14 protein-coding genes are annotated in these 12,956 nt (G+C 36.8%); 11 read left to right on the top strand and 3 right to left on the bottom strand.

What is annotated here, in order from left to right; all coding sequences use genetic code 11:
* The 3 genes from QS62_RS07305 to QS62_RS07315 form a co-directional block, all read left to right on the top strand.
* Nucleotides 1-465, top strand: a 465-nt coding sequence (locus QS62_RS07305; protein ID WP_156550100.1) for an EF-Tu C-terminal domain-related protein, incomplete at its 5' end; no start/stop codon positions are given.
* 105 nt (nucleotides 466-570) lie between these two features.
* Nucleotides 571-1,152, top strand: a complete 582-nt coding sequence (locus tag QS62_RS07310) for an NAD(P)H-dependent oxidoreductase (protein ID WP_066108102.1) — start codon at nucleotides 571-573, stop codon at nucleotides 1,150-1,152.
* Nucleotides 1,153-1,208: 56 nt separating this feature from the next.
* Entirely contained in the window at nucleotides 1,209-2,150 is a 942-nt protein-coding gene (locus QS62_RS07315; RefSeq protein ID WP_066108104.1) for an alpha/beta fold hydrolase, read from the top strand.
* Here the strand turns inward: QS62_RS07315 and QS62_RS07320 are convergent, their stop codons facing one another.
* A complete protein-coding gene (locus QS62_RS07320; RefSeq protein WP_066108106.1) occupies nucleotides 2,151-2,468 on the bottom strand; it encodes a DUF5389 family protein in 318 nt (105 codons plus the stop codon).
* A gap of 72 nt (nucleotides 2,469-2,540) precedes the next feature.
* On the opposite strand from QS62_RS07320, the gene QS62_RS07325 reads away from it, so the two are divergent.
* The 3 genes from QS62_RS07325 to ubiA all read left to right on the top strand — a co-directional run bounded on the left by QS62_RS07325 (nucleotide 2,541) and on the right by ubiA (nucleotide 5,109).
* Nucleotides 2,541-3,401, top strand: a complete 861-nt coding sequence (locus QS62_RS07325; RefSeq protein WP_066108109.1) for a rhomboid family intramembrane serine protease — start codon at nucleotides 2,541-2,543, stop codon at nucleotides 3,399-3,401.
* A gap of 77 nt (nucleotides 3,402-3,478) precedes the next feature.
* Nucleotides 3,479-4,246, top strand: coding sequence for a DeoR/GlpR family transcriptional regulator (locus QS62_RS07330; RefSeq protein WP_066108112.1), 768 nt, complete (start codon nucleotides 3,479-3,481; stop codon nucleotides 4,244-4,246).
* Complete coding sequence (gene ubiA / locus QS62_RS07335) at nucleotides 4,243-5,109, top strand: 4-hydroxybenzoate octaprenyltransferase (RefSeq protein WP_066108115.1); 867 nt, start codon at nucleotides 4,243-4,245, stop codon at nucleotides 5,107-5,109. The genes QS62_RS07330 and ubiA overlap by 4 nt, the downstream gene beginning before the upstream one ends.
* A 64-nt stretch (nucleotides 5,110-5,173) precedes the next feature.
* Here ubiA and QS62_RS07340 read toward each other — a convergent pair whose 3' ends face one another.
* The gene (locus QS62_RS07340) at nucleotides 5,174-6,250 is read right to left on the bottom strand and encodes a Gfo/Idh/MocA family protein (RefSeq protein ID WP_066108118.1); all 1,077 of its coding nucleotides are present in this window, start codon (nucleotides 6,248-6,250) and stop codon (nucleotides 5,174-5,176) included.
* Nucleotides 6,251-6,262: 12 nt separating this feature from the next.
* The gene (locus tag QS62_RS07345) at nucleotides 6,263-6,955 is read right to left on the bottom strand and encodes a FadR/GntR family transcriptional regulator (protein WP_066108121.1); all 693 of its coding nucleotides are present in this window, start codon (nucleotides 6,953-6,955) and stop codon (nucleotides 6,263-6,265) included.
* A gap of 156 nt (nucleotides 6,956-7,111) precedes the next feature.
* On the opposite strand from QS62_RS07345, the gene QS62_RS07350 reads away from it, so the two are divergent.
* The 5 genes from QS62_RS07350 to QS62_RS07370 all read left to right on the top strand — a co-directional run bounded on the left by QS62_RS07350 (nucleotide 7,112) and on the right by QS62_RS07370 (nucleotide 12,501).
* The gene (locus QS62_RS07350) at nucleotides 7,112-8,212 is read left to right on the top strand and encodes an ABC transporter ATP-binding protein (protein ID WP_066108124.1); all 1,101 of its coding nucleotides are present in this window, start codon (nucleotides 7,112-7,114) and stop codon (nucleotides 8,210-8,212) included.
* Nucleotides 8,213-8,235: 23 nt separating this feature from the next.
* Nucleotides 8,236-9,546: an ABC transporter substrate-binding protein gene (locus QS62_RS07355; RefSeq protein WP_066108128.1), complete on the top strand. Its 1,311-nt coding sequence runs from the start codon at nucleotides 8,236-8,238 to the stop codon at nucleotides 9,544-9,546.
* A 72-nt stretch (nucleotides 9,547-9,618) separates the two neighbouring features.
* Nucleotides 9,619-10,521, top strand: a complete 903-nt coding sequence (locus tag QS62_RS07360; RefSeq protein WP_066108130.1) for a carbohydrate ABC transporter permease — start codon at nucleotides 9,619-9,621, stop codon at nucleotides 10,519-10,521.
* The gene (locus QS62_RS07365) at nucleotides 10,518-11,351 is read left to right on the top strand and encodes a carbohydrate ABC transporter permease (RefSeq protein ID WP_066108133.1); all 834 of its coding nucleotides are present in this window, start codon (nucleotides 10,518-10,520) and stop codon (nucleotides 11,349-11,351) included. Before QS62_RS07360 ends, QS62_RS07365 begins: the two co-directional genes overlap by 4 nt.
* Before the next feature lie 40 nt (nucleotides 11,352-11,391).
* On the top strand, nucleotides 11,392-12,501 hold the full coding sequence (locus QS62_RS07370) for a Gfo/Idh/MocA family protein (protein WP_066108135.1): 1,110 nt from the start codon (nucleotides 11,392-11,394) through the stop codon (nucleotides 12,499-12,501).
* The last annotated feature ends 455 nt before the right edge of the window (nucleotides 12,502-12,956 follow it).

Below are 12,956 nucleotides of genomic sequence, written 5' to 3' on the forward strand. Positions count from 1 at the left end.
GAAGAAGTTGAAATCGTAGGTATCAAAGATACAACGAAGACAACCGTAACTGGTGTAGAAATGTTCCGTAAATTATTAGACGAAGGACGTGCTGGGGAAAACATTGGTGCGTTATTACGTGGTACCAAACGTGAAGAAATCGAACGTGGTCAAGTATTAGCGAAACCAGGTTCAATCACCCCACACACAGATTTCGAAGCAGAAGTATACGTATTATCAAAAGAAGAAGGTGGTCGTCATACTCCATTCTTCAAAGGATACCGTCCACAATTCTATTTCCGTACAACTGACGTAACAGGAACAATCGAGTTACCAGAAGGTGTGGAAATGGTAATGCCAGGAGATAACATCAAGATGACAGTAAGCTTGATTCACCCAATCGCGATGGACCAAGGTTTACGTTTTGCGATTCGTGAAGGTGGCCGTACAGTAGGCGCAGGTGTTGTAGCAAACATCAAAAAATAATTGAATTGCGAAGATAAATATAAAGACCCGTCTTTTTAGGCGGGTTTTGTTTTTTGGGAGAGAAAAAGAGTTTCTCTAAGTAAATATTTGATAAGGATAAGAAAAATGAAGATTTTATTACTAAATGGTGGCAAATCATTTGGACATTCTCATGGACAGCTTAATGCTACATTGCATAATGTTGCAAAGGATACGCTTGTTGCATTAGGACACGAAATAAAAGAAACCACTATTGATGCTGGCTATGATATTGAACAAGAAATTGAAAAATTTGTTTGGATGGATGTTGTGATTTGGCAAATGCCTGGTTGGTGGATGGGTGAACCATGGATTGTAAAAAAATATATTGATCAAGTTTTTACTTTTGGTCATGGTAAACTTTATCAAAGTGATGGTCGTCATCGTGTCAATCCAACAGAAGGTTATGGTACAGGCGGTTTATTACAAGGTAGAAAACATATGCTGTCTTTAACTTGGAATGCACCAATTGAAGCCTTTGAACGTGAAGGTGATTTCTTTGAAGGCAAAGGAGTTGATGGCGTTTATTTGCATTTTAGAAAAGCAAATGAGTTTTTGGGTATTACTGCGTTACCAACATTTATTTGTAATGATGTTATTAAAAATCCAAATGTAGAACAGCATATTGCGGAATATAAAGCCCATCTAACAAAATTATTTGCGAAATAAAAACAGAAAAGATAAAGTCGTGTGGCTTTATCTTTTTTACGATTTAATTTAAAAATATGTTCCAATCACGCGAAGACCATTTTAATCAATTTGTTGAAGATACCTTACTTCCTTTTATTGAATCATTTCCTATTTGTTATGTGGTAGGTAATCAAAATAAGCAGATAGCTTATCGCTATGTCACAAATATTAATCACACTAAGTTGATGATTTTAGTCAATGGTAGAGGTGAGAATATCGCCAAATGGAGTGAAATTGCCTATGACTTTTATCAGCAAGGTTATGATGTTTTATTATTTGATCATAGAGGGCAAGGTTTCTCAGATCGCTTGTTAGCAGATAAACATAAAGGCTATATTGATCAATTCCGCTACTATATCGATGACATGGATTTGGTCATTCAGACAGTATTACAACAAAAACAGTATCAACAACAGGTTTTGTTTGCCCATTCTATGGGAGGATTATTAGCAACCTATTATTTAGCAACTTATCCGCATCATATTGATAAAGTTATTTTATCTTCCCCATTTTTAGGTTTACGAGAAGAAACTGCATTAAGAGATGAAATTGTTGTGATGTTGATGGTGTTATTTGGATTTTCTGGTCGTTATATTTTCACGAAGGGCCCTTATAAGCCTGCCAATATTGCCACAACCGATTTAACGCATAGTAAAGCGCGATTGGATTTTATGAATCAGATGGTGGCAAAACACCCAGAAGCTAGATTAGGCGGGCCAACTTTTGGTTGGGTTCATCGCATCATTATTGCTTTTAAAAAGTTGCCAAATTTAGCACCAAAAATTCAAATGCCAATGTTAATTTTACAGTCAGGTGAAGAATCAATTGTTTCAACTAATAAAGTGAAAAAATTATTTGCTTCGTCACCTTCAGTTCATTTAGTTGAGATTGCTGGTGCAAAACATGAAATCATGTTTGAAACTGATGAAATTAGAGCATCAGCATTCAAACAGATTATTGAATTTTTACAGTCGTAATTAGTTAAATCCACGTACTGCGATGATGAATACAGCGAGATAAAATAATACGAAGCAAATTGCTAACAAATAGGCTGCAAATTTTGGTTTGCGTTGATGTAATTTATAAATAATACGCGCCAAAATAAACAGTAATAGTGGATAACTCCACATAAAAATTGACATATTGGTTAAAGCAGCTTCGGAAAGGTTTGGGTTCAGTTTTAAGCTTGGCGAAAGTAATAATGATAATGGCCAAAGAAAAGCAGGAATACAAAAAATGGCAATCGCCCAAGAAAATTTGGAAAAGCCTTCAGGAAAGTTATTTTTTTTGCGCATAAAACATTATTGATTAAGAATGGTGAACGGCAGTATAACGGATTTTATGATTAACCTCTAGGATTACCCAGAATGCATTATCTTTTCAGTAGTACACAACTAGAACTCGCAAGACGATTCCAACAATTTATTCAACAACAATATCAGTATCAAATTCAGATTCAGCAAGAGAACGAATATTTTCATCTCTATTTATTGAATGATGAACCTGACGTGATTAAGCAAGTTCAAGATATTGCCGCACAGTTTATGCAAAACCCAGCTGCAGCACAATTTAGTCAAGCAGAATGGCAAAACGGTACAACTTTATCATTTGCTCAACTCTTTCGGCCTATTCATAATGTTTATAGGCAATTACATTGGCGTAATTTATTGGCAATAAAATTTACTTTTTTCATTACCTTATTGTGTGTGGCTATTTATGGATTAACCTTAATAGCGGGTAATGAGGTTTTTGCCTATTTTCATTTTCCTGAATTGCCGTTTCAAACAGCTGAATTTTGGCGGTATCTTTCCCATACTTTAGTGCATCTGTCTTTAGCTCACCTATTATTCAATTTATTATGGTGGTGGATTTTTGCTGGTTTAATTGAACGTTATCAAGGTACAGGAAAGCTACTGTTCTTATATCTATTCTCAGGAGTGATTAGTGGTTTTGCTCAATATTTTACTTCAGGCCCAGCTTTTTTTGGCTTATCAGGAGTAGTTTATGCAGTATTGGGATATGTGTGGTTAAGCAATTATTTTGATCCATTGAGAAAATTTAATATTCCAACAGGTTTTAGTTGGTTTTTAATTATTGGGATAGTTAGTGGCTTTTTCTCACCGTTATTGGGCATATCGATGGGAAATAGTGCACATATTGCAGGATTAATTAGTGGATGCTTGTTAGCAGGGTTCGATATTTTATGGAATAAACATAAATCCCAATGATTTTTCACAAAAATTTAATGAAAAGATACTGATTTTTAGTAGAATTACAGGGAATAGTCACACTATGTGAGGTAGTTATGAAACAAGCAATACGCCATAACCGTATTATTGAATTAGTGAAATTACACGGTTATATCAGTACCGAAGAGTTAGTTGCTGAATTAGATGTCAGTCCACAAACCATTCGTAGAGATCTAAATGAATTAGCGGCGAGAAATGAAATTCGTCGTCACCATGGCGGAGCAGCCTCACCATCTACTTCAGAAAACAGTGACTATGCTTCTCGTAAGACATTATTATGCGAAGAGAAAGAATGGGTGGCGAAATGTGTTGCTCAACAAATTCCTAATGGCTCCTCTTTATTTATTGATATTGGTACTACCGCTGAGGCCGTAGCACGCGCTTTATTAAATCATGAAAATTTGCGTATTGTGACTAATAATTTGAATGCCGCGCATATTTTAATGGATAAAGAGAATTTCCAGATTATTATTGCTGGCGGTGGATTACGCCCAGATGGCGGTATTATTGGTGAAGCCACAATGGAATTTATTTCCCAATTCCGCTTAGATTTTGGTATTTTGGGCATTAGTGCAATCGATCACGATGGTTCTTTATTAGATTATGATTACCACGAAGTGCAAGTAAAACGTACCATTATTGAGAGCTCAAGAACCAGTATTTTAGTTACAGATCATTCCAAATTTTCACGTCGTGCGATGGTGCGTTTAGGGCCAGTTACGATGTTTGATTATCTGTTTACGGATCGTCCTCTGCCAGGAGAGATGTCATCATTAGTAGAAAATAGTAATTTAGTTGTGAAGGTTTGTCCTAGCCAAGTATGACAGAATTTATGAAGTTCAGTAAATGGCCAAGCTATGTGCAATTAATGCGCTTAGATAATCCAATAGGTTCATTTCTTTTATTATGGCCAACATTATGGGCATTATGGTTAGCAAATAACGGTTTTCCCGATCCTAAAGTGTTGGTGATTTTTATCTTAGGTGTTGTTTTTATGCGTTCTGCTGGTTGTGTCATTAATGACTATGCAGATCGACATATTGATGGTGAAGTAAAACGGACTAACCGCCGCCCATTGGCAACAGGCGCCGTTTCAGAAACAGAAGCTAAAGTCCTGTTTGTAACTTTAGTGTTTTTGTCGTTTTTATTAGTCTTACAATTAAATTTTTATGCGATAGCCTTATCCGTTATTGCGGTTTTGCTAGCGTTTATTTATCCATTTATGAAACGCTATACCCATTTGCCACAACTCTTTTTAGGTGCAGCATTTGGTTGGTCAATTCCGATGGCTTATGGCGCTACAGTGGAAGCTTTACCATTAGATTGCTGGATTTTATTCTTAGCGAATTTAACCTGGACAATTGCTTACGATACGCAATATGCAATGGTAGATCGGGATGATGATTTACGGATCGGTGTAAAATCAACAGCTATTCTCTTTGCTGAGTATGATAATAAAATCATTGCGTTGCTACAGTTGATTACGCTGTTATTGCTGATTTACCTTGGTTATGCGCAACAATTAAATACAGGCTATTTTATTGTGCTGGCAATCGCAGCTGCCCATTTTATTTATCAATGTAAAATGACCAAAACCCGAATTCGCGAAGCCTGTTTTAAATCATTTCTTAATAATAATTACGTCGGAATGTGGATTTTTATTGCCATTGTGGTTGGCGTTTATTAATTCTGATAGCTCATTGATATAAGATAAAGCTGCCATCACTCTCTGATGGCAGCTTTGTTTATAATTATTCTTCACAATAAGTGACAGAAATTAGCTCCTTGTTTTTGATGGATTGTGTTGCTGCATTAGCTATGCAAATAGCTCTTGCTGGTAATTCACATAGTACGCTTGGTTGTTCTTGCTGTAAGTGAGCTAAGACACTTTCGGCTTCCAATTCAATAGCACGAGTCAACCAGTAAGGACAACGTTCATTAGGTTGACCATATTTTTGAATACCTTTACTACTTTCACGTAACGATAAATCAGCCTCGAATTCGTCATACATATTAAACTGTTGACGATGACCATTAGCAAAAGAAATGGTAACACTCGAAGTAAAGAAATTAATCAACATTGAACCAAGCTCGCCATGGATAATGATGTCCCATTTAAACAGATGATAGGCTGATCCCATTTCCAGAGAACCATAGACACCATTTTTAAATTGTAGCAATAACTGAATAACATCATGATGATCTGGTGTTTCTAAATGTGCACGATTGGTTGATTGAGCAAAAACATTCGCTACTTCACCGACTAACCAACCTAAAAGGTCTAACTCATGGATTTCATGGAATAACTTACCGCCAGTGAGTTGAATATCATTTTTCCACCAATTAGATTGAAAAATTGGATCTAACCAACGTTGTCGATTGGCACGTACAACAGTAATTTTTCCTAGAATTTGTTGTTGAATAATCTGTCTTGCCTGTTGTAAACCAGGTAAGACTCTCAAGCAATGTCCAACAAAGATCGGGCATTGTTTCTCTTTTGCTAACTGAATCAATGCTTCAGCATCTATTGGATTAATAGTGAACGGAGTTTCGATAAAAACTGCACAACCATTTTGCAATGCGAGTTCAGCGATTTGTCGGTGACTATGGTTGTACGTGGCGATTAATACTAAATCAACGTGTTGTTGGGTTAATAAGCTTGATAAATCAGCATAAGCAGTAGCATCATATTTTAGTGAAAGATCTTGCGCTAAACTGATTTGTAGATCGGTGACCCCTACTAATTTAAAAGGAGATTTATTGAATACAGTTGCAAGTTGCTGCCCAAAGAAACCACAACCTACTAAGGCGACATTAATCATCTTCATTGTGATAACCTCCTATTGACTAATACGTTGGCGTAGATGGCGAAAATAAATCAATATAGTATGTTGGAAACGATTAATATCTCTCGCTTCAACAGCATCTACCCATTCTTGATAGCTTAGTGCAATTTCTGTTGGAGTAAATGGAGAAGGTGGGAGTTTATCCTCTTGCATTTGGAATATTTGCCAGAAAGCATCAAGATACTGAGAAAGTAAGGTATTTTTGATGGATTTATATGTTTGCAGATGAATTTGATATTCGGCGTCATACGCATATTGACCATCACGAGCTTGTTGTTTCATCTGCAAGCTAAGTTGCTGTAATTGTTCTACTTCTTGATCGCTGATTTTAGCAATAGCCAATGGTGCAAAGCCATATTGCAAAATCTCACGTACATCTAATATATCTAATAAATATTTGATGTTGTCTTGTAGTTGTAATTGAGTATGGAAAGCTAGGCTCTGAATCATTGGGGTTAATGATGATTCACTAATAAAAGTACCTACACCATGATGAATATCTAAAATATGTAATGCTTCCAATGATTTAACGGCTTCACGCAAACTAGAACGGCTTACATCTAATAATGTCATTAGCTCATTTTCAGTGGGCATAAGGTCGCCTGCTTTTAATCCTTTATCTAAGATCAGTTGTTTGATCTCTTCTTGTAATGCCAGATTTGTAGCTTTTTTTGTTGATTTTTTCATTTTTGTGATCTTTATCGCAGAAAATTTAAGCAAAATAAGACATCATATCTCTAAGTTTTAGACATCAGATGTCTTATCTCTAAGTTGTATAAATGGTAGCTTATTTTTAGTGACTTGTCAGTCAATAAATAAGCAACAAATAAAAAAGGAAGGCTTATGGCAACACTATCGTTAAGTCATATTTACAAACGTTATAGCAATGGTTTTGAAGCAGTAAAAGATTTCAATTTAGAAGTTGCTGATAAAGAATTTATTGCTTTAGTTGGTCCATCTGGTTGTGGGAAATCAACAACATTAAGAATGATTGCTGGTTTAGAAGATATCTCTGAAGGGGAGTTTTATATTGATGATCGTTTGGTTAATGACGTTGAACCAAAGGATAGAGATATTGCGATGGTCTTTCAATCTTATGCGCTTTATCCACACATGACTGTTTATGAAAATATGGCGTTTGCATTAAAACTGCGTAAGGTGGATAAGGCTGAAATCGATCGCAAGGTTAAAGAAGCCGCAAAAATTTTAGGTCTAGAGTCACTATTAGATCGTAAACCAAAAGCACTATCTGGTGGACAAAGACAGCGTGTTGCACTTGGTCGGACTATTGTGCGTTCACCGAAAGTCTTTTTAATGGACGAACCTTTATCTAATTTGGATGCAAAATTGCGCAGTAATATGCGTGCGGAAATTATCCGTATTCATACTCAATTAAATGCGACAACGATTTATGTAACTCACGATCAAACAGAGGCAATGACGATGGCTGATCGAATTGTCGTAATGAGTGCAGGTGTTGTGCAACAAATTGGCTCACCAAAAGAAATCTATGATCATCCTAATAACTTATTTGTTGCGGGTTTTATTGGTGCACCGACAATGAATTTTTTACATGGACGTATTCAACAAGGTAATTTTGTTACGGAAGATGGACATAGTTTTAGTATTCCAGACGATATGTATGCGGCACTTGAACATAACGGTTGGGATGGAAGAATGGTGATTTTGGGAATTCGTCCTGAGAATATTTCAAATGAACCATTACTTTTAGGTAGCTACCAAAAAGCGATGATTACAGCACCAGTGAATGTCGCTGAGTTGTTAGGTGCTGAATATATTGTGCATCTTGATGTGGGACAGCAGAGCATTAAAGCTATCGTACATTCTCGACAGCAAATTAAGATGGGACAAAGTATTACTCTCGCATTCGATATGAAAAGAGCGCATTTCTTTGATCCTGAAACTGAACAATCTCTTCTCTAATTTTCTTTCATAAGGAGCATTGTATGAAATTGAAAAGTCTTTTAACTGTTGGCGCATCAGTTGTATTAAGCAGCAGTATTTTTAGTGGTTATGCGTTAGCAGCTGATTTAACAGGTAATATCACTGTTTGGCACTCCTTTACTCAAGGTCCTCGTTTGGAAGTTATCCAAGAAGCGGCTAATGAATTTATGAAAGAACATCCAAAAGTAAAAATCAAAATTGAAACTTTCTCTTGGAATGACTTTTACACTAAATGGACGACAGGATTTGCGTCTGGCAATGTACCAGATATGAGTACGGCATTACCAAATCAAGTAGTAGAAATGATCAATGTTGGTGCATTATTACCAATTAATGATCTTATTGATAAGATTGGGCGTGATAAATTCTCTAAAGCTGCAATTAGTGAAGGTACAGTAGATAGAAATAACTATTCATTACCACTTTATTCCCATGCTCAAGTAATGTGGATTCGCAAAGATTTATTGAAAAAGCATAACCTTGAAGTGCCGAAAACGTGGGATGAGCTTTATCACGCAGCGAAAGTGTTAACGAAAGACGGAGTATATGGTTTATCTGTACCAATGGGAACCAATGACTTTATTGCGACAAGATTCTTAAATCTTTATGTTAGAAGTGGTGGTGGTAGTTTGTTAACTAAAGATCTTAAAGCGGATCTTACTAGCCCATTGGCGCAAGAAGGCATCAAATATTGGGTGAAGATGTATAAAGAAACTTCACCAAAAGATTCAATTAACTATGATGTATTAAAACAAGCAACACTCTATTATCAAGGTAAAACGGCGTTTGATTTTAACTCTGGTTTCCAAATTGGTGGAGTAAAAACAAATACACCACAATTACTTGGTGAAATTGATGCTTATCCAGTACCAAAAATTCATGCGAATGATCCTGATCGTGGCTTAGAAACGGCAAATATTCCGCTTGTTGTTTGGAAAACTTCTAAGCATCCAGAGATTAGTAAAGCATTTATCGAAACGCTTTATCAAAAAGATCGTTATATCAAATTCTTACAATCTGTTCCTGTAGGAATGTTACCTGCTATAAAAGGTATTTCTAGTGATCCTGCCTATGCGAATAATCCAATGATTAAACAATTTAGTCACGCAGAAAAAGTCATTGCTGAAGCAGTGGATAAAGGAACTGCAATTGGTTACGAACATGGTCCAACCGTACAAGGTGGATTATTAACGAACCAACATATCATTGAAGCAATGTTCCAAGACATAGTTGCAAATGGTACTGATCCGATGGTAGCAGCGAAAAAAGCTGAAAAACAACTAAATGAGTTGTTTGAAATGGTTGCACCATAATCAATAAATGTGGGGCAAATTGCCCCACCTTCTAGCCATAAATGATTTGATAGTTTTTCATTCCCACAAATGATGGGAAGGGGAGGGTTCGTGATTTCAAAAAACTATACCCGATGGATTTTTGTACTGCCTGCATTGATAGTAGTTTCTACATTGTTTGTTTATCCATTTTTATCGAGCATTTTTTATAGTTTTACCAATAAAAACTTAATTATGCCGTATTACAAATTTGTCGGATTTGATAACTATCGTGCAGTATTAGGTGATCCAACATTTTGGTGGGCTTTTTTAAATTCTATTAAATGGACAGTATTTTCTTTAGTTGGACAGATCTTAGTCGGTTTCTCTCTCGCAATGGCACTAAACCGTATTCGCCACTTGCAGTGGTTATATAAGATTTTGCTGATTATTCCTTGGGCATTTCCAACCATTGTCATTGCTTTTTCTTGGCAATGGATTTTAAACGGAGTGTACGGTTATTTACCAAATGTGATCGTCAAATTAGGTTTGATGGATGTCGCACCTCACTTTTTATCAGATAGTACGTGGGCATTTGTTAGTTTAGTTTTCGTCAATATTTGGTTTGGTGCACCATTGATTATGGTCAATGTTCTTTCTGCATTACAGACTGTTCCACAGGAACAATATGAAGCAGCGAGAATTGATGGCGCAAATGCGTGGCAAGTATTTCGCCATATTACGTTGCCACATATTAAAGTGGTTGTTGGGCTACTTGTAGTACTTAGAACAGTATGGGTTTTCAATAATTTTGACATCATCTATTTGATGACCGGTGGTGGTCCAGCAAATTCAACAATGACCATTCCTATTTTGGCATACAACATGGGATGGGGAACGAAGATGTTAGGGCGTTCTTCAGCAGTGACAGTATTACTGTTTATTTTCCTCTTACTTGTATGTTTCATCTATTTCAAAGTCATTAGTCGTTGGGAAAAAGAAGGAGCTCACTCATGAAAAAGCAAAAATCAATGCTAGGTGATCTTATTTGTCATGCTTACCTAATGGTAGTGACGGTCATTGCGGTTTTCCCATTAGTTTGGATCATTATCTCTTCCGTAAAAGGCAAAGGTGAGCTAACAGGGGATCCAACGAGTTTCTGGCCGAAAGTATTCACCTTAGATTATTACCGTCATGTGATTTATGACTTAAATTTTATCGTCAATATTAAAAATAGTTTGATGATTGCACTTAGTACTACTTTGATTGCGACGGTGATCTCTGCAATGGCAGCCTACGGTATTGTGCGATTTTTTCCAAGATTAGGGCGGATTATGTCTAAGGTATTGATTACAACCTATATTTTCCCGCCGATTTTATTAGCTATTCCTTACTCTATCGTGATGGCAAAAGTAGGATTAACAAACACTACCTTTGGTTTAGTCATTGTGTATCTCTCTTTTAGTGTGCCTTATGCAGTGTGGCTATTAGTTGGTTTTTTCCAAACTGTGCCAATTGAAATTGAGGAAGCAGCAAAAATTGATGGTGCGAATAAATTTACGGTGTTCTTTAAGATCGTGTTGCCATTAGTGGCGCCAGGTATTGTGGCAACAGCTATTTATACCTTTATCAATGCGTGGAATGAATTCCTTTATGCACTGATTTTAGTGAATGACACCAGCAAGATGACTGTAGCTGTGGCACTACGCTCATTGAATGGTGCAGAAATTCTGGATTGGGGCGATATGATGGCAGCCTCAGTATTAGTGGTTCTTCCTTCAGTACTCTTCTTCTGCTTTATTCAAAACAAAATTGCAGGTGGATTATCTGAAGGCTCTGTGAAATAAGAAATTAATTTTGAAATTACTATTCTCAAGGAGAAATAAAATGGTGAAGTATGGTGTAGTCGGAGTAGGTTATTTTGGAGCAGATTTAGCACGTTTTATGAATGAAAACGAAGATGCCAAAGTAACAGTAGTCTATGACCCTGAAAATGGAAAAACTATTGCAGAAGAGTTGCAATGTGACGCTGCAAATAGTTTAGAAGAATTGGTTAGTCGTGATGATGTAGATTGTGTGATTGTAGCGACACCAAATTATCTGCATAAAGAGCCAGTATTATTAGCAGCAAAACATAAAAAACACGTTTTCTGTGAAAAACCAATTGCATTGAGTTATGCCGATTGTGATGAGATGGTACGTGCTTGTGAGGAAAATGGTGTGACCTTTATGGCAGGTCATATTATGAATTTCTTTAATGGTGTACATCATGCAAAAGAGCTGATTAATCAAGGTGTGATTGGTAAAGTGCTTTATTGTCATACTGCACGTAATGGCTGGGAAGATGTACAACCAAGCATTTCGTGGAAGAAGATTAGGGCTAAATCAGGTGGTCATCTTTATCACCATATTCATGAATTAGATTGTGTGCAATTTTTAATGGGGGGAATGCCGAAAACAGTTACGATGACGGCAGGGAATGTGGCTCACCAAGGTGAAAAATTTGGTGATGAAGATGATATGTTGTTCCTCAATTTAGAATTTGAAGATGGACGATTTGCAGTATTGGAATGGGGTTCAGCGTTCCGTTGGGGAGAACATTATGTCTTAATCCAAGGGGAAAAAGGAGCAATTAAACTCGATATGTATCATTGTGGCGGTACGTTACGTGTTGATGGCAAAGATACCCATTTCTTAATTCACGAAACACAAGAAGAGGATGATGATCGTACCCGCATTTATACAGGAACAGAAATGGACGGCGCTATCCAATATGGACATCCGGGTAAACGGACACCGTTATGGTTGAGTTCAGTAATGAAAAAAGAGATGAAATATCTTAATGATATTATGCATGGTATGAAGCCATCAGAAGAATTTGCCAAATTACTGACTGGGGAAGCAGCTCGTGCTGCAATCGCTACCGCTGATGCTTGTACCCGTTCACGCTATGAAAACCGTAAGGTAGAAGTCGCTGAAATTATTAATAATAAATAATCAATCAATTTCATTGCGTTAATCCAAATAGCTGTGCATTATGCCAGCTATTTTTTTGATATGTTGCTTCGAAGTAGCTGCTACAAAATATAGTAACTTTGATATCTGATAGATGACAGCCACGTGATGTGGCTGCGCAGCAGCATTATTTAAAAAATCAATGCAAGCAATGTTTCAACTCACAGCCACACGCAGGTGGCTGCCAAACGTAAATCTTGAAATGTTGGGCGAGTCAATGTTTCAACTCACAGCCACACGCAGGTGGCTGCTGGATTAAGCTACACATATCAAGCCGAACAAATCGTTTCAACTCACAGCCACACGCAGGTGGCTGCCTTCATAACTCCAGAGTATTTCCAGCGCTTGATAACCGTTTCAACTCACAGCCACACGCAGGTGGCTGGATAACGTGACAAATTCTTTTTCTTTGTGATGTGGTGTTTCAACTCACAGCC

The organism is Gallibacterium salpingitidis, from assembly GCF_001678495.1.
Classification (GTDB): domain Bacteria; phylum Pseudomonadota; class Gammaproteobacteria; order Enterobacterales; family Pasteurellaceae; genus Gallibacterium; species Gallibacterium salpingitidis.